At 54.0% G+C, this 22,776-nt stretch carries 22 protein-coding genes; 11 read left to right on the top strand and 11 right to left on the bottom strand.

Going from position 1 to position 22,776, the window contains the following annotated elements:
• Position 1: 1 nt before the first annotated feature.
• The 4 genes from fabI to crrC all read right to left on the bottom strand — a co-directional run bounded on the left by fabI (position 2) and on the right by crrC (position 5,603).
• Positions 2-790, bottom strand: coding sequence for an enoyl-ACP reductase FabI (fabI, locus tag AC27FC_RS03345; RefSeq protein ID WP_003856831.1), 789 nt, complete (start codon positions 788-790; stop codon positions 2-4).
• Positions 791-1,060: 270 nt separating this feature from the next.
• Complete coding sequence (locus tag AC27FC_RS03350; RefSeq protein WP_196354287.1) at positions 1,061-4,156, bottom strand: multidrug efflux RND transporter permease subunit; 3,096 nt, start codon at positions 4,154-4,156, stop codon at positions 1,061-1,063.
• 4 nt (positions 4,157-4,160) lie between these two features.
• Positions 4,161-5,069: an ABC transporter six-transmembrane domain-containing protein gene (locus AC27FC_RS03355; RefSeq protein ID WP_196354288.1), complete on the bottom strand. Its 909-nt coding sequence runs from the start codon at positions 5,067-5,069 to the stop codon at positions 4,161-4,163.
• Between the two features lie 123 nt (positions 5,070-5,192).
• The gene (gene crrC / locus AC27FC_RS03360; protein ID WP_126795657.1) at positions 5,193-5,603 is read right to left on the bottom strand and encodes a colistin resistant protein CrrC; all 411 of its coding nucleotides are present in this window, start codon (positions 5,601-5,603) and stop codon (positions 5,193-5,195) included.
• 247 nt (positions 5,604-5,850) lie between these two features.
• Between crrC and AC27FC_RS03365 the strand changes: the two genes are divergently transcribed.
• Positions 5,851-6,555: a response regulator gene (locus AC27FC_RS03365; protein ID WP_196354289.1), complete on the top strand. Its 705-nt coding sequence runs from the start codon at positions 5,851-5,853 to the stop codon at positions 6,553-6,555.
• Positions 6,552-7,616, top strand: coding sequence for an ATP-binding protein (locus tag AC27FC_RS03370; RefSeq protein ID WP_033145734.1), 1,065 nt, complete (start codon positions 6,552-6,554; stop codon positions 7,614-7,616). The genes AC27FC_RS03365 and AC27FC_RS03370 overlap by 4 nt, the downstream gene beginning before the upstream one ends.
• On the opposite strand, the gene AC27FC_RS03375 is transcribed toward AC27FC_RS03370, so the two are convergent.
• The 7 genes from AC27FC_RS03375 to pspF all read right to left on the bottom strand — a co-directional run bounded on the left by AC27FC_RS03375 (position 7,597) and on the right by pspF (position 15,045).
• Positions 7,597-8,538 carry an ATP-grasp fold amidoligase family protein gene (locus tag AC27FC_RS03375; RefSeq protein WP_196354290.1) on the bottom strand — a complete coding sequence of 314 codons (942 nt, stop codon included), beginning with the start codon at positions 8,536-8,538 and terminating at the stop codon, positions 7,597-7,599. The two genes, AC27FC_RS03370 and AC27FC_RS03375, sit on opposite strands and share 20 nt — an antisense overlap.
• 161 nt (positions 8,539-8,699) lie before the next feature.
• Complete coding sequence (gene sapF, locus AC27FC_RS03380; RefSeq protein ID WP_023312051.1) at positions 8,700-9,506, bottom strand: putrescine export ABC transporter ATP-binding protein SapF; 807 nt, start codon at positions 9,504-9,506, stop codon at positions 8,700-8,702.
• Position 9,507: 1 nt separating this feature from the next.
• Positions 9,508-10,500: a putrescine export ABC transporter ATP-binding protein SapD gene (gene sapD / locus AC27FC_RS03385; protein WP_033145732.1), complete on the bottom strand. Its 993-nt coding sequence runs from the start codon at positions 10,498-10,500 to the stop codon at positions 9,508-9,510.
• Entirely contained in the window at positions 10,500-11,390 is an 891-nt protein-coding gene (sapC, locus tag AC27FC_RS03390) for a putrescine export ABC transporter permease SapC (protein WP_032656751.1), read from the bottom strand. The genes sapD and sapC overlap by 1 nt, the downstream gene beginning before the upstream one ends.
• On the bottom strand, positions 11,377-12,342 hold the full coding sequence (gene sapB / locus AC27FC_RS03395) for a putrescine export ABC transporter permease SapB (protein WP_023312049.1): 966 nt from the start codon (positions 12,340-12,342) through the stop codon (positions 11,377-11,379). The genes sapC and sapB overlap by 14 nt, the downstream gene beginning before the upstream one ends.
• Entirely contained in the window at positions 12,339-13,979 is a 1,641-nt protein-coding gene (sapA, locus tag AC27FC_RS03400) for an ABC transporter substrate-binding protein SapA (protein ID WP_033145731.1), read from the bottom strand. Before sapA ends, sapB begins: the two co-directional genes overlap by 4 nt.
• An 88-nt stretch (positions 13,980-14,067) precedes the next feature.
• Complete coding sequence (gene pspF / locus AC27FC_RS03405; RefSeq protein ID WP_196354291.1) at positions 14,068-15,045, bottom strand: phage shock protein operon transcriptional activator; 978 nt, start codon at positions 15,043-15,045, stop codon at positions 14,068-14,070.
• A 166-nt stretch (positions 15,046-15,211) separates the two neighbouring features.
• Between pspF and pspA the strand changes: the two genes are divergently transcribed.
• The 9 genes from pspA (at position 15,212) to ycjQ (ending at position 22,766) form a co-directional block, all read left to right on the top strand.
• A complete protein-coding gene (gene pspA / locus AC27FC_RS03410; protein ID WP_033145729.1) occupies positions 15,212-15,880 on the top strand; it encodes a phage shock protein PspA in 669 nt (222 codons plus the stop codon).
• A 49-nt stretch (positions 15,881-15,929) separates the two neighbouring features.
• Positions 15,930-16,154 (top strand): envelope stress response membrane protein PspB, encoded by a 225-nt coding sequence (gene pspB / locus AC27FC_RS03415; protein ID WP_023312045.1) that lies wholly within the window; start codon positions 15,930-15,932, stop codon positions 16,152-16,154.
• Positions 16,154-16,513, top strand: coding sequence for an envelope stress response membrane protein PspC (pspC, locus tag AC27FC_RS03420; protein WP_023312044.1), 360 nt, complete (start codon positions 16,154-16,156; stop codon positions 16,511-16,513). The genes pspB and pspC overlap by 1 nt, the downstream gene beginning before the upstream one ends.
• A gap of 12 nt (positions 16,514-16,525) precedes the next feature.
• A complete protein-coding gene (gene pspD, locus AC27FC_RS03425) occupies positions 16,526-16,750 on the top strand; it encodes a phage shock protein PspD (protein ID WP_023312043.1) in 225 nt (74 codons plus the stop codon).
• A gap of 197 nt (positions 16,751-16,947) precedes the next feature.
• Complete coding sequence (locus AC27FC_RS03430; RefSeq protein WP_269819804.1) at positions 16,948-18,645, top strand: sugar phosphorylase; 1,698 nt, start codon at positions 16,948-16,950, stop codon at positions 18,643-18,645.
• Between the two features lie 14 nt (positions 18,646-18,659).
• Positions 18,660-19,952, top strand: coding sequence for an ABC transporter substrate-binding protein (locus AC27FC_RS03435; RefSeq protein ID WP_196354293.1), 1,293 nt, complete (start codon positions 18,660-18,662; stop codon positions 19,950-19,952).
• 22 nt (positions 19,953-19,974) lie between these two features.
• Positions 19,975-20,856 (top strand): carbohydrate ABC transporter permease, encoded by an 882-nt coding sequence (locus tag AC27FC_RS03440; RefSeq protein WP_023312040.1) that lies wholly within the window; start codon positions 19,975-19,977, stop codon positions 20,854-20,856.
• On the top strand, positions 20,843-21,685 hold the full coding sequence (locus tag AC27FC_RS03445) for a carbohydrate ABC transporter permease (RefSeq protein WP_033145725.1): 843 nt from the start codon (positions 20,843-20,845) through the stop codon (positions 21,683-21,685). The genes AC27FC_RS03440 and AC27FC_RS03445 overlap by 14 nt, the downstream gene beginning before the upstream one ends.
• Positions 21,686-21,713: 28 nt before the next feature.
• Positions 21,714-22,766 carry a D-guloside 3-dehydrogenase gene (gene ycjQ, locus AC27FC_RS03450; RefSeq protein WP_167818640.1) on the top strand — a complete coding sequence of 351 codons (1,053 nt, stop codon included), beginning with the start codon at positions 21,714-21,716 and terminating at the stop codon, positions 22,764-22,766.
• The last annotated feature ends 10 nt before the right edge of the window (positions 22,767-22,776 follow it).

Here is a 22,776-nt window from a genome sequence, read left to right on the forward strand (position 1 = left end):
CTTATTTAATTTCCAGCTCGTTCATAGCAGCGATGTTGAAGCCGCCGTCAACGTGAACCACTTCACCGGAGATACCAGCGGAAAGGTCAGAGCACAGGAATGCTGCAGAGTTACCCACATCTTCAATGGTAACGGTACGACGAATCGGGGTAACCGCTTCGCAGTGTGCCAGCATTTTACGAAAATCTTTAATACCGGAAGCTGCCAGGGTGCGGATAGGACCTGCAGAGATGGCGTTAACGCGCACGCCTTCAGGACCCATTGCGTTCGCCATGTAGCGTACGTTGGCTTCCAGAGAGGCTTTCGCCAGGCCCATAACGTTGTAGTTAGGGATAGCACGCTCAGCGCCCAGATAGGACAGGGTCAGCAGGGCTGCGCCCGGGTTCAGCATCGCGCGGCAGGATTTCGCCATCGCAACGAAGCTGTAGGAGCTGATGTCGTGAGCGATTTTGAAGCCATCACGGGTAACCGCGTTCACGTAGTCGCCGTCCAGCTGGTCGCCAGGAGCGAAGCCAATGGAGTGAACGAAACCGTCGAATTTCGGCCATGCTTTTGCCAGTTCAGCAAACATGCCGTCGATGCTTTCGTCTTGTGCCACGTCACATTCCAGAACAATGCTGGAACCCAGCTGCGCGGCAAACTCTTCAACACGGCCTTTCAGCTTGTCGTTCTGGTAGGTGAACGCCAGCTCAGCGCCTTCGCGATGCATTGCCTGTGCGATGCCGTATGCGATGGACAGTTTGCTGGCAACGCCAGTCACCAGAATGCGCTTACCGGAAAGAAAACCCATAGCTTTAATCCTTATATTCATTGCTAATTTTGCCTTGTAATTCATAGCGTTACAGGCAGTATTTCAAAATCATTCGAAATTAGCTCGAAATTATAGCCCACTCACAGCCCCTTGTGTCACGATATTTCTCGCTGTTCTCCGAAGACGCCTGTCCCGAAGAATGCGCCGCGGACTCGCGGGGGCTCAAAATTTCAGCATTCGTCCAGTATATCACCCGGCAACAGGTTCACCTCATCCAACCAGCGAGGAAGCGCGATCCCGCGAGGGTATTCACGCTTTCCTGAGGTTGTCGATGAAGCGCGCGATGACGATAAAGAAAACCGGTACGAAGAAAATGGCGAGAAGCGTACCGCTAATCATGCCGCCAAATACGCCGGTACCGATGGCATGCTGCGTACTGTCGCTCGCACCACGGGCCAGCATCAACGGAACAACCCCTAAGGTGAAGGCTAACGACGTCATCAGAATAGGGCGCAGGCGCTGGCCGGCGGCATGAATGGTTGCCGCCAGCAGGGGCTGCCCCTGGCGATGGAGTTGCCTGGCAAATTCAACAATCAGAATGGCGTTCTTGGCCGACAGGCCGATAAGCGTAATCAGGCCGACCTTGAAGAAAACGTCATTCGTCATGCCGGCAACGGACACCGCGATCACCGCGCCGATAAGACCCAGCGGAACGACCAGCATGACCGCAAAAGGAATAGACCAGCTCTCATACAGGGCGGCGAGCACCATAAACACGACCAGTATCGACAGGACGATAAGGCCCGGAAGCTGAGATTCCGATTTTCTCTCCTGCAATGAACTCCCGGCCCACTCGCCAGCCATGCCCTGAGGCAGACTCCTGGACACGTCCTCCATAACCTTCATTGCGGTGCCGCTGGACTCTCCCGGCGCCGCATTTCCGGTAATGCGAATAGCCGAATATCCCTGATAACGCGTCAACTGCTGGGGCGCAACGTGCCAGGAAAGCGTGGCAAACGTCGATACCGGCACCATCTGTCCCATCCGGTTTTTCACTGATAATGTCAGTATCTGCTCAGGCTGCATTCGGTAGGGCGCATCGGCCTGAATGATCACCTGCTGAACGCGGCCGTTGTTCGTATAGTCGTTGACATAATTTGAGCCCAGGGTGACGGAGAGCGTCTGGTTGATTTCATCAAACGAGACGCCCATCGCTTCCGCCTTTTCTCTGTCCACCTGGAGCGCAAGGCTTGTTCCTTCCGGCAGACCGTCTATATACACGTCACTCAGTTCAGGACGCTGGTTGGCCTGCAGGACCAGAGCGTCGGCAGCGCGCTTTAACGCCTCGTAGCCCAGTCCCGCTCTGTCCTGCACGTACCAGGTGAAGCCCGACGAGGTGCCCATATCCGAAATGGCCGGCGGGAGCAGGCTCATCGTGACGGCATCAGAGACGTTCGCCATGCTGGCCTGTATATGGTCGGCTTCACCCTGAGCCGTCGAACCCTGCCGATTTTTCCAGTCCTTCAGCGTGGTGAAGGCCATAGCCGAGTTAGGTCCTGAACCTGAAAATCCAAACCCCAGGATCATAATGTTGCTTTCAATATCCGGCCGGGCCGCAATTTCCTCTTCAAATTTTTTAACCACGTTGAGGGTACGCTGCATCGTGGCATCAGAAGGCAGCTGGATTGAGGACATAAAGTAGCCCTGATCTTCGTCCGGCAGAAAGGACGACGGTAACGAAGACAATCCCAGAAACAGCGCAGCACAAAGCGCAGCGTACAGGAGCAGCATACGCCCGGTTCGCTTCAGAACGGCACCCAGCCCGGCTTCGTAACTGGCGGTGAGCGAACGAAAGCGCGCGTTAAACCCGACCGCGAACCTTCCGCCTCCGCTCTTTCCTGCCTTGTGCGGCTTGAGTAACGTTGCGCACAGGGCAGGCGTCAGCGTCAGGGCAAGAAACGCGGACAGCAGTATGGAGACCGCCATGGAAATACAAAATTGTCGGTAGATAATCCCGACGGATCCTTCCGCAAACCCCATGGGGATAAAGACGGCGGTCAGCACCAGCGTGATGCCAATAATCGCCGGAGTGATTTCCTGCATGGCTTGCCGCGTGGCGTCACGCGGGGACAGGCTTTTTTCCTCCATCAGTCGTTCAACGTTCTCCACGACCACGATGGCATCATCAACGATAATCCCTATCGCCAGCACCATGCCGAACATCGTCAGAATATTGATGGAGTAGCCGCTCAACAGCATCACCGTGAAGGTGCCAAGAAGCGCGACGGGAGCAACAATCGCCGGGATAAGCGTACAGCGTATCTTGTGCAGAAACAGCAGCATAACCAGGAAGACGAGGACCATCGCTTCCACAAATGTCTGAACAACCTTCATGATAGAAAGTTTCACGAACGGCGCGGTGTCGAAGGGGATCGTAAACGCCATTCCGTCGGGTAACACCCGGGAAAGTTCGTCGATGCGCGCCCGTACGCCGGAAGCCGTGCTCATCGCATTCGCGCCAGGCGAGAGCTGGATTGCTGCCGCCGTTGCGGGCACGCCATTTTCACGGATACCAAAGGCGTAGCTTTGCAGGCCAGATTCAATCCGCGCAATGTCGGACAGTTTCAGGCGGGCACCGGATGCGTCAGATTTCAGGGTGATATTCCTGAACGCCTCAACCGAGGAGAGCTGTCCCTTCACGGTGATGGGATACGTCACCCCTTGTCCTGCAGAGGCTGGCTCATCTCCTGTTTTGCCGGGCGAAACCAGGGCATTTTGCTGGCCAACGGCGGTAAGAACATCGCTTACCGAAAGCCCGTAGCCGTGGAGCTTCATGGGATCCAACCAGATGCGCAGCGCTTTTTCGCCGCCAAACAGTTGAACTTTCCCTACGCCGGGCACGCGACGAAGCTCGTCACTGACGTTTCTGGCAAAATAGTCGCTTAAATCGGCTTCCTCAAATTGACCCGTCGCCGACTTCAGCCCCACCATCATTAAAAAGCCAGAGTTAGCGGCCTCGACGTTGATGCCGTTTTGCCTTACCGCCTGAGGCAGACGAGGCTCGACGATCTTAATCTGATTCTGCAGATCCATCTGCGCCAGCTTGATGTCCGTGCCCGGTTTAAAGGTGACGGTAATCGATGCCGAACCGGTTGTGTCACTGGATGATTCAAAGTAGAGCAAATTATCTACGCCGGAGATTTCGCGCTCGATTAACGATACCACCGACGTGTTCATGATATCGGGGCTGGCCCCCGGGTAACTGACGGAAATAATGATTCCAGGCGGCGCCACCGCCGGATACTGCGCAACCGGCAAACGGGGAATAGACAGGAGCCCTGCCAGGACGATAAAAAGCGCTACAACCCAGGCGAAAACGGGGCGTTCAATAAAAAAATGCGGCATTAAATTAACGTCCGGTTACGTGAATTTCATCATCAGTGGATACGCGCTTGCCGATATCCCTGAGCTGCGAAAATTTCTCAAGAAGCTGCGGCGCGTCATCGAGGCTCGTCGCGAACATCCACATGTAGGTCATCACCGAGTAAATATGTCCGGCGGTGATGCCGGTTGAGCGCGTCATCCAGACGATGGTCAGCGTAAAAAGCGCGGCAACAAGCACGCCGACCCACAAATAACCCCACGCCTCGCGGTCAGATAATGTGATACGCAAACGCGCCAGCGTGGAGTAATGGCGGTGAAGGGTAGCCGTGCCCGCCTTATGAACATAATCCACTTCTTTTTCCAGCCGATTATTCAGGCGCATGAACAGCCATTCATTTTTACGGGCATATCCTGAGACAAATCCGAGCAGGATAAATACAATCGCAAAGCACATGACGCCGGCCCAAAATTCAATAAACAGCAACATGATTGCGGCACCAAAAAGTGAGCTCAGCGAGGTAATAAGCAGGGGAAGGTGCATTTCAAAGAAATCCACATATTCGCGCGAGAGCGTTACCCTGGCGGCGATCGCCGAATGGTTAAGCTGATATTTGCGCTGTGCCAGGACGACGGAAACCGCGAGTCCGGCATAAATGCGTGCAAACGTGCGCGTGTCTACGCTTCGTCTGGCCGCACCGATGAACCACATGCAAAGTACCATCAGGCCATACAGCGCGGCGTTAAGCGTTTCACCGGCGAGGATGGCATTTATCGCGATGCCAGCCAGAACGGGATAAAGTAAAAACGTCACGTTTTCGGCCACCACCAGGAAAAAAGTGACAACCAGTTTTTTCCGGTGCCGTATCGCGAGTTTTTTTAGCGAGTGCATCACTCCGGCAGGTTCAGAAGAACGAAGATTATTACGGTTCATCATTATGGATAAGTTTTATCAGATTCTTAGGTGAGTTATTTTTGTGCAAAATAGCGTGAGGGAGAGTCTACCGCGCGCCTGTTTAGCGGAAATGGGCGGTTTGTGGAGGCTATGTGGAGCAACGGCTCAAATCATTCTCATAATAAGGTACAGCGGGGCTCCACCAAAAAAAATGATCAAATAACACTCGTAGTAAAAGACCAGATCCTCGATATCGGGCATCGCGTTTAACAGCACGGTGAACGTAATAATGAGATAAACAAAAATCACCAACAGCCAGAAGGCGACGACGAGTAGCTCAGTCAACGCGCCGGCTTTATTCTGGATTATCAGAGAGACAACCGACAATGCGATGCAGCCATAGATAATGGGTGAAGAGAGCAGCGTAGAGGCGACTTTTTCATCCATTTTGTGTACCAGCATCAGCCAGGTATAAAGTAATCCCCAGGACAGCAGCAGGAACAGGGAATATATGCCCAGCTTTTTAGGGGAGAAATATTTAGAAAGTTCCATGTTCATTATTTCAGCCAACTTCATAAAGTCTTTAAGTAACAGGGATAATGTGCAACGTTAAATGTAAAAAGAGTTTTGTCTCAATAGCGATTTTGAACGGGCATTGTCGAGTCATTATTGACGGAATGTGTAGGCTGTATGGAGAAATAACCGGGCAGGTAAATCAGCCGGGAAATTTACTTAGCTACGGCACTTTTTCCCGTAGGCTGTGTCTTATTGTGCTAAAGATATCTGATAGCGAGCTCAAAGGGATTTCACCCGCGGAGATAAAATGCACAAAAATACGCTGATCCTTGTTGTTGAAGATGAAGACGAAATCGCCGATATACTGATGAGCTACCTGGAGCGTTCGGGAATGAAAACGCTCCGAGCCAGGCAGGGCGAACAGGCCATAGCGCTCAACCGCCTCCATAAACCGGATCTCATATTGTTGGACATTCACCTGCCCGTATGTGACGGCTGGAGCGTACTTACCACGCTTCGTCAGGAAAGCGCTGTCCCCGTCATCATGGTTTCCGCTCTCGATCAGGATGTCGATAAGCTCATGGGGCTGAGGCTGGGCGCGGATGATTACGTGATCAAACCCTTCAACCCTTCTGAAGTTGTCGCCCGGGTTGAGGCGGTGCTGCGCAGGACAAAACCCGCGCTTCAGCAGGCGGGTTCCCAGCCGCTCAGAACGCCATTTATTACGGTCTATCCGGATGACTTCTACGTGGAAGTCACCGTGGGCGCAGAGGTTGTCTCCCCGGTATTAACGACGACCGAATTTAAATTGCTCACATACCTGGTGAGATATCCGCGAAAGGTCTGCTCCCGCGAAGAGCTGCTCAACGCGTGTCTGCCGGAAGGGGATACGCTCGACAGAACGGTCGACAGCCACATGAGCAAGTTGCGTAAAAAACTGGAGCTTGCCGGCCTCTTTGGTGTTCCCGAGAGCATCAGAGGCATGGGCTACCGGCTTGGGGAAAAGAAATGAACAAAGAGTCTGTCCTGAGCCGTCAGATCTTAACGTATATGCTGTTGCTGACGTTTACGATCATTGCCATCGCCATACTCGGCTCCTGGTTTTTTTACTCCTTTATTCTGGATCACCTCCCGGGCGGCCCTGCTGCGGGCGATGACGAGCAGATGACGATGTGGGACTGGGTATGGATTGGGACCGCGACTACGATCAGTATGATTATTGCCCTCTTTTTCACGGTCAAACTGTCATCGCGGATCCTCACCCCGCTAAACGCGGTAGCGTCCAGCCTGAAAAAGATTTCTCAGGGCGATCTGGACGCCCGGGCATTCTGCGCCAGTTCCCGGCTGGGTGAGATCAATCACCTGGTGACGGATTTCAATGAAATGGCGGAAAAATTACAGACGCTGGATATTCAGAGGAAATCCTGGAATGCCGCTATCGCGCATGAGCTGAGAACCCCGGTCACGATCTTACGCGGACGGCTTCAGGGGTTGGTTGACGGTGTTTTTACCCCGGATCCGGTGCTGTTTAATAATCTTCTCAAACAGACGGAAGGGTTAACCCGTCTGATTGAAGATCTCCGGGTTATCAGTTCGGATGGCGGGGCGGGATACACGTTATGCCAGTCCAGAACCGATCTAAAAGGGACAATACAGAACGCACTCGATACGTTCATGCCCGAGTTCAGCCGTAAGGCGTTTACCGTCAATACAGACCTGAGGGAGCAGCAGTGCGTATTCGATCCATTACGCATCAATCAGTGTCTGACCGTTTTATTTGATAATGCCTTACACTATTCAACCTCGCGCACGCTCATCGTGAAAAATGGCGTTTCTGATAAAGGCAATTTTATCCTTATTCAGGACGGGGGACCGGGCATCCCCAGAGAGTTTCATGATTTCCTGTTTCAGCCCTTTCAGCGCGATAATGGCGCCAGACATGTGAACCCGGAAGGCTGTGGTTTGGGCTTGTCGGTGGTAAAAGCCATCATGCTGGCTCATGGTGGCGATGTTACCTATACCTTATCGACGCAAAACCACTCGATATTTAAACTCACCTGGCCCGACTCGTGAGCTTCAGCGGCAGGTCAAATGTGCCTGCCGGCGATAAATGCCATATTTTTCCTAACTTAGCATCCCATTCCTGCGGGGTAATCGTCAGCTTACCGCGTCTCGGGCTTAAGGTTATTTCGCTGAAATAGATTTCATCTTTTTTTAGCATAAGGTCAACGCGGCAGTAGTCAATTCCATGCGCCAGCTCCTGGGAGGCCAACAAAGCCTGGCGGAACAAGAGCGGTTCGCCTGGTTCTGCTGAAGTATTTGGATATTCCATCCGGAAGGGTTGTAAGTTCCAGTACCTGTCATAAACGTTGATAAACCCTTTGCCGTTATCATCCGTAAAATCCGCTTCTACATAGCGGGCAACGCCGTGAAAACAATGGATCCTCAGCATTTCGGGCGTTGTATTCCTGTCAGCGTCGTCGAAGAGATCGACAAACGGCTCGCAAAGTATACTCGGCGTAATGTTTTTGTACTGCCATTCGCGCGTGGTGTAGTAAAGATTTTTCTTTAACGCGAGGCTCAGCTTTTTACACGCTTCTTTTTCATTAAATTGCGCTTTGTTTGTACATATTATTGTGCTGCCGCTGTCATGGTTGCACTTAAGGACGAATTTGTCAGGAAGAACTGAAAAATCAATCTGCGACGGCCTGGTATAAACGCCGATTAATGGCACCGTTTTCACGCGCGTTGTTCTGGAGGAAACGTATGCCCGAACGGCGAGTTTATCGGCAAGCATCGTGTAGAAGTTATTATGGTCATAGACCAGACGATGACATATTTTTTCACTCAACGTCGTGGGCGAGTTAATGTCAGGGGTTTCCCCGGTTGTTTTCTTAAGCCTCACGGTATGAAAATGCAGGTCCGTCATTAAAAATGAGCGGCATTTTCTGATGAGATACTCTGTGTATTTTAAAACGTAAGTGGCGGTGTTCATTTCTTCTCCTCCGTAATGTCCGGATATTCTGGAGAAGAACTGTTGATTGATATTGCTTAAAATATGGAGCAGGGATGGAGACGAAAAATTAGAGGATTAAATAGCGCACGCAGGCTATTTAATCCTTAATTTAGTGGGGCAATTTGTGTTGAGCGTCGCGCTTAGCGGTCTTTTCTCCACGCATCGGCGGTCAATGCTTCACCAAAATGCCCGGCAATCAGTCGTTTTGTCAGCTCATGAAGCGGAGAGGCCATCACATCCGCCGTGCTGCCGCGCTCGACCACTTCGCCCTGGTGCATGACCATCACCTGATCGCTGATGTGCTTCATCATTCCCAGATGTTGGGTGACGTAGATATACGAGATCCCCTGTTTTTCCTGTAATTCCAGCATCAGGTTAATCAGCTGCGAGCGCATCGACATATCCAGCGAGGCAAGCGCTTCATCCGCAATGATCACTTTTGGCCGCAAAATCAACGCACGCGCCAGGCCCAGGCGCTGTTTCTGGCCGGGGGCCAGCATATGCGGGTAGTAGCTTTCGTGATCCGGCAACAGCCCAACCATACGCAGGGTTTCAAATACGCGCTTACGGCGCGCCTCTGGCTCCAGGTCGGTGTTCAGACGCAGCGGAAAATCGAGGATCTGAGAGATGCGCTGGCGCGGGTTAAGCGAGGTTGAGGGATCCTGGAAAATCATGCGGATGCGCTGGCTGCGAAAAGAGTAATCGCCGAACGTCAGAGGATGATCGTCAATCAACACTTCGCCTGCAGTGGGTTCAACCATGCCGGCGAGCATTTTCGCCAAGGTGGATTTCCCGGAACCGTTCTCGCCGATGATCGCCAGGGTCTGTTTTTCACGCAGCGTAAAGCTCAGCGGCTTCACCGCGTCGACAGTTTGACGATGAAACAGCCCCGTGCGGTAGCGAAAGGTCTTACTCAGGTTGCGAACTTCCAGTAAGGTTTCGACCATTTCACTCTCTCTCCATGTTCAGCGGGAAATGACAGGCGTACAGATGATTCTTGGCCCCGGTCAGGCGTGGTGTTTCGATACATTTACGCTGAGCATAGGGGCACCTTGGCCCCAGACGACAGCCTATCGGCAGGGATTCCAGCAGCGGAATCGCCCCCGGCAGGGTATTCAGGCGGCTCTTATGCGGCATCGCGCTGCCAAAATCCGGAATGGCGCGGATAAGCGCCTGCGTATACGGATGATGCGGCGCGCCGATCAGATCTTCACTCGGCGCGGTTTCGACCGTTTGCCCGCAGTACATGACGTCAATTTTATCCGCCCATTTGCTGAGCATTTGCAGGTCATGGCTGATCAGCAAAATGGTGGTGTTGTTATTCTGGTTGAGACGCGACAGCAGGCGGAAAATTTGCGCCTGCGTGGTGGGTTCCATCGCGTTGGTGGGCTCATCCGCAATCAGCAAACGCGGCTGATTTGCCAGCGCGATGGCAATCATCACTTTCTGACATTCGCCGTCGGTCAGCTCATAGGGGAAGCTGCGCATCGCATCTTTGTGATCTTTAATCCCAACGCGGTGTAAAAGCTCGATGGCGCGGCGCTTGCGCCAGCCAACGCGTTGCCACCAGCGGCCTTTATAGGTCCAGCCGGGAATGTTCTGCATGAGCTGTTTACCCACGCGTTCGGACGGGTCGAGACAGGACTGCGGCTCCTGGAAAATCATCGAGACGTTATGCCCGACAAGCTTTCTCCGCTCGCGGGGGGAGAGGCGCAGCAGATCGATATCGTCAAAACGCATACGGTCTGCCGTCACGCGCCAGTTGTCTTTCGCCACGCCGCAGATAGCCTTGGCAATCAGGCTTTTTCCCGAGCCGGATTCCCCAACCAGCCCGCGAATTTCACCCTCTGCAAGGGTGATACTGATGCGATCGACGGCTTTAACCCAGCCTTCACCGGTTTTGAATTCGATGGTGAGGTTGCGAATATCAAGAAGCGGCATTATTGCACCCCCGCGTTAATTGCACGGCGAATACCGTCGCCCAGCAGGTTGATAAGCAGCACGCTCACCATAATGGCCGCACCCGGCAGCATGACCGTCCACGGTGCCACGTAGATCAACTCCAGCGCGTCGCCGAGCATCGCACCCCATTCGGGCGACGGCAGCTGTGCACCGAGGTCGAGAAAGCCGAGCGCCGCGATGTCCAGGATCGCCATCGACAGGGCGCGGGTGATCTCAGTGACCAGCCCGGCGGCGATGTTGGGCAGCACGGCAAACCACAGAATGTTGAAGGTCGTCGCGCCGTCCAGACGCGCGGCGACGACGTACTCTTTTTCCAGCTCATCATGCACCATGCTGTAAACCGAGCGCACGATGCGGGGCAGGATAGCCAGCCAGACGGCGAACATGGCATGCGACAGATGCGGACCGGCAAAGGCAACAACAATGATTGCCAGCAGCAGGGATGGAATCGACAGCAGCGTATCCAGAATGTGGTTAAGGACCGCCGAACGCAGGCCATGGGTGGATCCCGCAAAAATACCGAGCGCCAGCCCGCAGATCGTAGCCGCGAGCGTCACCACAAATGCGCCGCCGACCGTCGGGGCTGCACCGCTCAACAGGCGGCTCAACACGTCACGTCCGAGGTCGTCCGTTCCCAGGAAGAAAGAGACTTCACCGTAGCGCGACCAGGACGGTGGCAGCAGCTGATAGCCAAGGAACTGCTGGTCGATGCCGTACGGCGCAAACCACGAGCCAAAGACGCAAAGCAACACCAGGCCGGCGCAGCCGTAAAGGCCGATCATCGCCGTGGTGTCACCATAGAATTTACGCCACACGGTACGCAGCACGCCGGGCGTGCGCTTTTCACTGTATACGCTATCGTAAGGCATACCATTCCTTATGCTTCAATGGGTTAGCCATGGCACCCAGAATATCGGACAACACGTTAACAATAATCACCAGCGAACCAATCACCATCACGCCCGCAGAAATAGCGGCATAGTCCTGCTGGCGGATGGCGTTAATCAGCCATCGCCCCAGGCCTGGCCAGCTAAAGACCATCTCGGTAATCATCGCCAGCGTTAGCATGGTGGAAAACTGTAATCCCAGACGCGGAATTACCGGCGGCAGCGCGTTGTGCAGGACGTTGCGGCGCAGTATGGTCAGGCGTGACAACCCGCGCGTGGCCGCGGCTTTGACGTAGTTCTGGTCAAACACCTCGATAGTGCTCAGGCGCATCAGGCGGATCACTTCGGTTGTTGGCGCAACCGCCAGCGTCAGCACCGGCAATACCATATGGCGCACGGCGCTGACGATCATCTCATGGCGCCACACCGAATCGGACAGCCATGCGTCAATGATGGCAAAACCCGTCACCGTTTTAACCGTATAGAGCAGGTCAAAACGACCCGAAACCGGCAGCCAGCCCATCGTCAGCGAGAAGAACAGCGTCAGCAGCAGCGCCAGCCAGAATACCGGGATGGAAAAGCCGAACAGGGCGAGGGCGCTGATAAACTTATCCTGCCATTTGTTGCGATAGATCCCGGCCAGCATACCCACGGGGATCCCGACCATCAGGGCAAAGCCGAAGGCCAGAATGCACAGCTCCATCGTGGCCGGGAAAACCTCTTTCAGCTGCTGGGAAATCAGCTGCCCGTTAATGCTGGACACGCCGAAATCCCAGTGCAGCAGCCCGTTAAACCAGAACAGCCAGGCATCCCACAGCGACGACCCCTGGAGCGGGGCGTGGGGCGTGAAATAGCTCAGGCTGAAGCCGACAAAGTTCAGGAAAAAGAGCGTCACCAGCAGCAAAAGGAGCCGACGTAAGGTAAAAATAATCATGGTTTTTTCACCTCTTGTTCTTTTTCACGCGACACGCCGGCGAACGAGGCGTTGCCGAACGGACTCAGCACCAGGCCTTTAATATCGTAACGATAGGCCTGAAGACGCAGGGAAGAGGCCAGCGGCAGCACCGGCAGTTCCTGGGCAAGGATCTTCTGCGCTTCATCATAGGCGTCGATGCGTGAGGCCAGCTGCTGGGAAGCCAGCGCTTTTTGCAGCACGGCGTCAAACTCCCGGTTACACCAGTGGGCGTAGTTGGTCTGCGAATTTATCGCCGCACAGCTCAGGAGCGGCCGGAAGAAACTGTCCGGATCGTTACTGTCGGTCGCCCAGCCGGTCAGGGTTAAATCATGATTCATGTCCATCAGGCGCGCCTCCTGGAAACGGCCCTCAACCGGTACGATGATCACTTTGACGCCCACCTGCGCCATATCTGCCTGCAGCAGTTCGGCGGTCTTAAGCGGGCTCGGGTTCCACGCCTGGGAGCTGGTTGGCACCCAAAGCTGCAGCGTGAGGTTTTCCGCCCCCAGCGCCTTCAGCTGTTCACGCGCTTTTGCCGGATTGTATTCCGTAATTTTAGCTTCACCGTCATAGGCCCACGAGGCGCGCGGTAAAATTGAGGCGGCGGTTTCCGCCGTGCCGTAGTAGATCGACTGCATCAAACGCTGGTTGTTAATCGCCAGCGCCAGAGCGTGACGTACGGCAGGGTTATTCAACGGCGGCTTATCCGTGTTAAAGGCCAGATAAGCGATATTCATGCCGGGGCGTAACGTCAGGCGCAGGCGCGGATCGTCACGCAAAATGGTGAGCTGGCTGGCCGCGGGCCAGGCGAGCACGTCGCACTCCCCAGTGAGCAGTTTTGACAGACGTCCCGTTCCACCTGAACCGAGATCGACCACCACCTGCGGCATCAGCGGGGTGCCGCGCCAGAAATGCTCATGACGCTGCAGACGAATATATTGTCCGGCGCGGTATTCAGCGAGCTGGAACGGACCGGTGCCGACCGGCTGACGATCGAGCAACTCCTGACGATCTTTTTTCGTCAGGTTCGCCGCGTATTCAGCGGACATGACTGACGCATAGTGGGTCGCCAGGTGCCAGAGGAAGGAGGCATCCGGGCGCGTCAGCGTAAATTCAACCGTCCGGTTGTCCAGCTTGCGCACGCTCTTGACGGTGTCAGCAAACTGCAGGCTGTCGAAATAGGGGAAATTATCCCCGTTAACGTTATGCCACGGGTGGTTGCGGTTAAAGATGCGCTGGAAGGTAAAGACCACGTCATCTGCGTTCAGCCTGCGCGTGGGGGTAAACCACGGCGTGCGCTGAAACGCGACGTCATCGCGCAGGTGAAAACGGTAGGTTGCGCCGTTATCCAGCACTTCCCAGCTTTCCGCCAGCTCAGGCACCAGACGGTAGGTGTATGGGTCAACATCAAGCAGACGGTCGTAAAGCTGCGCGGCCAGGGTATCCACGATCAGGCCGCTGCCCGCCTTTTGCGGGTTGAAGGTATCCACCTGGCCGCTTACGCAATAGACAAAGCCGCTGTCACGAATGTCAGGCTGGGGAGTTTGCCCGGGCGCGGCAAAGGCCAGGCTGCTAAACAGACCGAGTGCTAAAAAGGACGATAAAACCAGACGCATAATTTTTAAGGTTTTTAGGTTCGATCTGCAAAGTGTATCGCACTTACGCCTGCTTCGTAAAAATGTCTGCAGGTAAGTGCTGATATTGTCAGCGCATTTGATGCTTTTTGAGCAATGCCCTTAACTGATGGTAGGTCAGACCCAGCAGTTCAGCCGCCCCTTTCTGGTTATATTTTGCCGTCTTCAGGCTTTGCTCCAGCAGCTGTTTCTCCTGATCGTTCTGGAACTGGCGTAAATCAAGGGGGAGAGTAGGGCGATCGCCTGAAGACGCTGGTGTGGGTAGCGGCGCTGCGCTGCGCTGAAAAGGATCGATAATGATATTGTCCAGCTCCGTCTCGCTGCTGCCGTGGCGATAGACGGAGCGCTCCACGACGTTTTTCAGTTCACGGATATTTCCCGGCCAGTGGTAAGCCAGCAGCGTCTCCTGCGCATAATCGCTGAAGCCGGGGAACAGCGGCAGTCCGAGCTCGCGGCACATCTGAATCGCAAACTGGTCAGCCAGCAGCATGATGTCGCTTCTGCGCTCGCGCAGGGGAGGAAGTTGAACGACGTCAAAGGCCAGGCGGTCAAGCAGGTCGGCACGGAATTTCTCCTCCGCCACCATCTCCGGCAGGTTGGCGTTAGTGGCGCACACCAGGCGTACGTTAACCTGCAGCGGCTGGCTGCCGCCGACTCGCTCCAGCTCGCCGTACTCAATCACGCGCAGCAGTTTTTCCTGCACCAGCATGGGCGCGGTGGCCAGCTCATCCAGAAACAGCGTACCGCCGTCGGCGCGCTCAAAGCGTCCGGGATGGCGTTTCTGGGCACCGGTAAACGCCCCCGCTTCATGGCCGAAGAGCTCGGTGTCGAGCAGGTTTTCATTCAGCGCCGCGCAGTTAAGGGAAATGAAGGGGCCATCCCAGCGCCCGGAGAGGTAATGCAGACGGTTGGCTATCAGCTCTTTCCCCGTTCCGCGCTCACCGACGATCAGCACCGGTTTATTGAGCGGCGCCAGGCGAGAGACCTGTTCCAGCACTTCGAGAAAGCTGTTTGCTTCGCCGAGTAAATTGTCTTTGTAACCGGGCATGATGAAATTAACCACTCCTTAGCGATATTCACCAGGGAAGAATAGTCCGTTGCTGCGCAAAAATCAATCAGGCTCTGTAAAATCAATAAGATAAAAACCTGGCATGATGTTTGTATTATCCGTACAGCAGGGCATAGCCCGATAACAGAACTATGAGGATTTGATTATGGGTATTTTTTCTCGTTTTGCCGACATCGTGAACGCCAACATCAACTCACTGCTTGAGAAAGCGGAAGATCCGCAGAAGCTGGTACGTCTGATGATTCAGGAGATGGAAGACACGCTGGTTGAAGTGCGTTCAACCTCTGCCCGCGCGCTGGCGGAGAAAAAACAGCTTACGCGTCGTATTGAACAGGCAACCGCTCAGCTGAACGAATGGCAGGAAAAAGCGGAGCTGGCGCTGCGTAAAGACAAAGAGGATCTGGCCCGTGCGGCGCTGATCGAAAAACAGAAGCTGGCTGATATGGTCGCGACGCTCGAGCATGAAGTCACGCTGGTGGATGACACGCTCACCCGTATGAAGAAAGAGATTGGTGAGCTTGAAAATAAACTTAACGAAACCCGCGCGCGTCAGCAGGCGCTTACCCTGCGTCACCAGGCGGCAAGCTCTTCCCGCGACGTGCGTCGTCAGCTGGACAGCGGTAAGCTTGATGAAGCGATGGCGCGTTTTGAATCGTTTGAACGTCGTATCGACCACATGGAAGCGGAAGCCGAAAGCCACGGCATCGGCAAGCAGAAGTCGCTGGATCAACAGTTCGCCGATCTGAAGGCTGATGATGAAATCAGCGAGCAGCTGGCGGCACTGAAAGCCAAAATGAAGCAAGACAACCAATAATAATTCCTGCGGCACCTGAGCGTGCCGCCTCATAAGACAAGGAGTACACATGAGCGCGCTTTTTCTGGCCATTCCCCTGACAATTTTCGTGCTGTTCGTTTTGCCGATTTGGCTATGGCTGCACTACAGCAACCGTTCTTCTCGGGGCGAACTCTCCCAGAGTGAACAACAGCGTCTGGTACAGCTCTCCGACGAGGCGAACAAAATGCGCGAACGCATTCAGGCGCTGGAAGCCATCCTGGATGCTGAGCATCCAAACTGGAGGGACCGTTAATGTCTGGACTGAATCTGAACAAAAAGCTGTGGCGAATTCCACAGCAGGGCATGGTGCGCGGCGTTTGTGCCGGGCTGGCTCACTATCTTGATGTCCCGGTAAAACTGGTCCGCGTGGTCGCGGTGCTATCGATCTTCTTTGGCCTGGCGTTTATTACCCTGGTGGCATATATCGTCCTGTCGTTTGTTCTTGACCCGATGCCCGAAGGAGAACTGGCTGCGGAGGGAGCCCCGACCAGCAGCGATCTTCTCAATGCCGTTGATGAGCAACTCGCCGCCGGTGAGAAGCGGCTACGGGAAATGGAACGCTATGTCACGTCGGATACCTTTACGCTGAGAAGTCGCTTTCGTCAGCTTTAAGAGAGAGATGAGATGAAACAACACTGGCAACAGGCCGGTCAGAAGGTAAAACCCGGCCTGAAAATCGCAGGTAAACTGGTCCTGCTGACCGCGTTACGGTTCGGCCCGGCAGGTGTGGCGGGTTGGGCGATCAAATCCGTTGCCCGCAAACCGGTCAGAATGGTGCTGGCCGTGGCGCTCGAACCGCTGCTGCAAAAGGTGGCAAAAAGGCTTTCTCGCCGTTACTTATCCCAATAATTCCTGCTGGCGTTAGCCCTTTCCCTGACGGGGGAGGGACTGGCGACGGTTAACCGCATTTCCTCTTTTCCCGGTTCTTTCTTTGCGGCAGCTCACAATATTGCGCTGAGCTGCTTTGCAATCACCTTTTTCTCCTTTCTGGTCCGTTGACAGATATTTTTCATGGGAGTAGATTGCCACTCCGTGGGACCGCTACCATGGAAAATGAAATGAATACAAAAATTAAAGAACTCATTAATCTTGTTTACGGGGAAACGTTTTCTGATGCCCATCTTAATGTGCTGCTGGAAAATATTGGAAATGCCGCTTCTGTTATTACGGAAAAACGTAAAACGGGTTGGGATGAAAAAGGCGTTGTCCTGATTACCTATGCCGATCAGTTTTCAGCGAAAGGGGAGAAGGCGCTACCGGTGTTTACACGTTTTTATAACAGGTGGCTTTCTCGTTCTTTTTCTCATGTTCATCTCTTGCCTTTTTATCCATGGTCTTCGGACGACGGGTTTTCGGTTATCGATTATCACGAAGTTGCACCGGAAACCGGAACGTGGCGAGACGTTGCCGAATTAAAACAGTCAGCCAGTTTAATGTTCGATTTCGTATGCAACCATATGTCAGCCAAAAGCAAATGGTTCGCTAATTACCTGAAGCAAATGCCAGGATATGAAGATTTCTTTATTTCTGTCGATCCTGAAACAGACTTATCCGCGGTGACGCGTCCGCGTGCCTTACCGCTTCTTACGCCTTTCACGCTGCATGACGGCAGCGTGCGACACCTGTGGACCACCTTCAGCGAGGACCAGGTCGATCTCAATTTCGCCTCTCCGCAGGTGCTGATCGCGATGGTTGACGTGCTGCTGCATTACCTGATTGAAGGGGCGCGATACATTCGTCTGGATGCGGTGGGATTCATGTGGAAAATACCCGGAACAAACTGCATCCACCTTGAGCAAACTCACCAGCTCATCCAGCTTTTCCGCGCGATTACCGAGGCTGTCGCCCCTGGAACGGTGATTATTACCGAGACGAACGTTCCGCATAAAGATAACGTTGCTTACTTCGGTGACGGCGAAAATGAAGCGCAGATGGTTTATCAGTTCTCTTTGCCCCCGCTGGTGCTGCATGCGGTGCATTCTCAGGACGTCGGGACGCTGAGCCAGTGGGCAGCGTCGCTGACGTTGCCTTCCACGAAAACCACCTGGTTTAACTTCCTGGCCTCGCATGACGGGATTGGTCTGAATCCGTTACGCGGAATTTTACCCGAGTCGGAAATCCTCACGCTTGTGGAAAAACTTCAGGCTGAAGGGGCGTTGGTTAACTGGAAAAATAACCCGGATGGTACACGCAGTCCTTATGAAATTAATGTGACCTATCTGGATGCTTTAAGTACGCGTGACGGTCTTGATAGCGATCGGATTGCCCGGTTTATTCTGGCGCATGCCGTCCTTTTAAGCTTCCCCGGCGTGCCTGCGGTTTATATCCAGAGCATTCTCGGCTCGCGTAATGATTATGCAGGTGTTGAACGACTGGGATATAACCGTGCGATTAATCGTGAGAAATACACAGCAGGAAAAATTGATGGCCTGCTTGAAGATAAAAATAGCCTGCGTTCTCAGGTCTATTGCTCGTTAAGCCAGTTAATCACGCTGCGTCGGGCGGAGAAAGCATTCCATCCTTACAGTGAAGCTTATTTCAGTACGTTAGGTAGACATGTTTTAAAAATCGTTCGCGTGGCGGATTGTGGTGAGAAAGTAACGGCGCTGTTTAATTTCAGTGATGGCATTCAAACGGTGGAATCCGATATTCATTCCGGAACGGAGTTGATTTCCGGGAAAGATATTACAGATAAAACGCTGACCCTATATCCATGGCAGGTGTTGTGGATTAAAGAAAACTAAAAAGGACCTTAAAAATGAAAATGCCCAGAATTGTGCTGATTTCAGCACTGGTTTCGTGCGCCTTGTTATCAGGGTGCAAGGACGACAAAAAGTCTGCTGTCACCATTGAGTTTATGCACTCGTCAGTCGAGCAGGAGCGCCAGGCTGTTATCACGAAGCTTATCGAAAAGTTCGAGAAAGAGAACCCCGGCATCACGGTGAAACAGGTGCCGGTAGAAGAGGATGCTTACAACACCAAGATTATTACGCTCGCCAGAACGGGCGCGCTGCCAGAGGTGATTGAAGTTAGCCATGACTACGCGAAAGTCATGGACAAGGAACAGCTGCTGGATCGCAAAGCTATCGGCGAAGCCATTAAAGCGGTAGGCGAGGACACCTTCTATGACGGCATCTTGCGTGTTGTTCGTACGGAAGACGGTTCTGCCTGGACGGGTGTGCCAGTCAGCGCCTGGCTATCCGGCGTCTGGTATCACAAAGATGCGCTGGCTGCGGCGGATATCCAGGAGCCGCACAACTGGGCGCAGCTGCTGAAAGCCAGCCAGAGCCTTAACGACCCGGCCAAAAAACATTACGGCATTGCGCTGCCCACCGCCGAAAGCGTGATGACGGAGCAGGCATTCTCCCAGTTTGCGCTTTCCGGCGGCGCGAACGTTTTTGATGCCAAAGGGAATGTCGACATCGATACCCCTGAAATGGCAAAAGCCCTGGCGTTTTATAAAGATCTGGCCGCGACCACCATGCCGGGTTCAAACGACGTCATGGAGATCAAAGATGCCTTCATGAACGGTTCTGCGCCGATGGCGGTTTACTCCACCTACATCCTTCCGGCGGTATTCCAGGACGGAAACCCTGCCAACCTGGGCTTCGTCGTCCCAACAGAAACCTCTTCTGCCGTTTACGGCATGGTCACGTCGCTGACGATTACCACCGGTCAAACCGAAGATGAGACCCAGGCGGCTGAAAAGTTTGTGACCTGGATGGAGCAGGCTCAAAACGCAACCGACTGGGTCATGATGTCGCCCGGCGCGGCACTGCCGGTGAACAAGCTGGTGGTGGGCACCGATACCTGGAAAAACAACGATGTGATTAAAGCGTTTGGGCAATTGCCTTACGAACTGATTGCGCAGTTCCCTAATGTGCAGGTGTTTGGCGCCGTGGGCGACAAAAACTTCACTCGCATGGGCGACGTTACCGGGTCCGGCATCATCAGTTCCATGGTGCATAACGTCACGGTGGGGAAAAAAGATCTCAGCAACACGCTTAGTGACAGCCAGAAGCGTTTGACCGATCTGATTTCACAACGATAGGAGCGCTCTGCGGAAGGAAATTATGAAGACGTTGTTTTCTGGTCGTTCAGATATGCCTTTCGCCATGCTGCTGTTGGCCCCCAGCCTGATTTTGCTGGGGGGCCTGGTGGCCTGGCCAATGATTTCCAATATTGAAATCAGTTTCTTACGTCTGCCGCTTAACCCGCGCATTAGCGCTGTGTTTGTCGGGCTGGATAATTACATTCGCATTCTCAGTGATGCAGCATTCTGGCACTCGCTGTGGATGACGTTCTGGTACACCGCACTGGTGGTGATCGGCAGCACGGGGTTGGGGCTGGCGGTGGCGATCTTCTTTAACCGTGAATTCCGTCTGCGGAAAACGGCACGTTCACTGGTGATTTTGTCCTACGTCACCCCGTCCATTTCGCTGGTGTTTGCATGGAAATACATGTTCAACAACGGCTACGGCATTGTGAACTATCTGGGCGTTGACCTGCTGCATCTGTATGACCAGGCGCCGCTGTGGTTCGACAATCCTGGCAGCAGCTTTGTACTGGTGGTGCTGTTCGCCATCTGGCGCTACTTCCCGTACGCGTTCATTTCGTTCCTCGCGATTTTGCAGACCATTGATAAGTCGCTGTATGAAGCGGCGGAAATGGACGGCGCGAATGCCTGGCAGCGTTTCCGAATCGTTACGCTGCCCGCGATTATGCCGGTGCTGGCAACGGTGGTGACGCTCCGCACTATCTGGATGTTCTACATGTTTGCGGATGTCTACCTGTTGACGACCAAGGTCGATATTTTGGGCGTCTACCTCTACAAAACCGCATTCGCTTTCAATGATTTGGGTAAGGCTGCGGCGATCTCCGTCGTGCTGTTCGTGATCATCTTCGCGGTGATTCTGCTGACCAGAAAAAGGGTAAACCTCAATGGCAACAAATAAACGCGTACTGAGCCGTATTGGTTTTTATCTCGGGCTGGCGGTGTTTCTGGTCATCACGCTGTTCCCGTTCTTCGTGATGCTGATGACGTCGTTTAAGAGTGCGAAAGAGGCGATATCGCTTAACCCGACCATTTTGCCGCAGGCGTGGACGCTGCAGCATTACGTCGACATCTTTAACCCTCTGATTTTCCCGTTCGTGGACTATTTCAAAAACAGCATGGTGGTGTCGCTGACCTCCTCGGTGATTGCCGTATTTCTCGGCACGCTGGGGGCTTACGCCTTGTCCAAACTGCGTTTTAAGGGCCGCACGACGATCAATGCGAGTTTCTACACCGTCTACATGTTCTCCGGGATATTGCTGGTGGTGCCGCTGTTCAAAATCATCACTGCTCTTGGGATCTACGATACCGAGCTGGCGCTGATTATCACCATGGTGACCCAAACGTTACCGACAGCGGTGTTCATGCTGCGCAGCTATTTCGACACCATCCCGGACGAAATCGAAGAAGCCGCGATGATGGACGGCCTGAACCGCCTGCAAATCATCTTTCGCATCACCGTGCCGCTGGCGATTTCCGGGCTCGTGTCGGTGTTTGTCTACTGCTTCATGGTGGCGTGGAACGACTATCTGTTTGCGTCCATTTTCCTGTCCAGCGCCAGCCATTTCACCTTGCCGGTCGGGCTGAACACGCTCTTTAGCACGCCAGATTATATCTGGGGTCGCATGATGGCGGCATCGCTGGTGACGGCGCTTCCGGTGGTCATCATGTACGCCCTGTCTGAACGTTTTATTAAAAGTGGTTTGACCGCCGGTGGCGTGAAGGGCTGAGGCGGCCAATTTTAACAAGGAGTCAGTCATGAAAAAATTAGTTGCGACAGCGCCTCGTGTAGCGGCGCTGGTGGAATATGAAGATCGTCCGGTTGCCGTCCATGAAGTGAAAATTCGCGCCCGCTTTGGCGCGCCGAAACACGGTACCGAAGTGGTGGATTTCCGCGCGGCAAGCCCGTTTATTGACGAAGAGTTCAACGCGGAGTGGCAGATGTTTACCCCGCGCGAAGAGGGGGCGGCCCGCGGGATCGAATTCGGTAAGTTCCAGCTGGGCAATATGATTGTTGGCGAGATTATCGAATGCGGTGCTGACGTCACGGAATACCAGATCGACGACAGCGTCTGCTGCTACGCACCGCTGCAGGAAACGGTGATCGTTAACGCGGTGAACAACTATAAGCTGCGTAAAATGCCGCAGGGCGCCTCCTGGAAAAACGCCGTTTGCTACGATCCGGCGCAGTTCGCCATGAGCGGCGTGCGTGATGCTAACGTCCGCGTGGGCGACTTTGTGGTCGTGGTCGGTCTGGGAGCCATTGGGCAAATTGCGATCCAGCTGGCGAAAAAAGCCGGTGCGTCAATCGTCATCGGCGTCGACCCTATCGAACACCGCTGTGAGATTGCCCGCCGTCATGGGGCAGACCACTGTCTGAACCCAATCGGCACCGATGTCGGTCTGGAAATCAAAAAGCTGACCGGGAAGCAGGGCGCGGACGTGATCATCGAAACCAGCGGCTTTGCAGATGCGCTGCAGTCCGCGCTGCGCGGGCTCGCCTATGGCGGCACTATCTCCTACGTAGCCTTCGCGAAACCGTTCGCGGAAGGCTTTAACCTCGGCCGCGAAGCGCATTTCAATAACGCGAAGATTGTCTTCTCCCGCGCCTGCAGCGAACCCAACCCGGATTACCCGCGCTGGAACCGTAAACGTATTGAAGAGACCTGCTGGGAACTGCTGATGAACGGCTATCTAAATTGTGAAGATCTCATCGACCCGGTAGTCACCTTCACCACCAGCCCGGAAAGCTACATGAAGTATGTCGATCAGCACCCGGAACTGAGCATCAAAATGGGCGTCACTTTTTAAGCTAAGGAAA

Source organism: Enterobacter sp. C3_dUdeg, assembly GCF_057536195.1.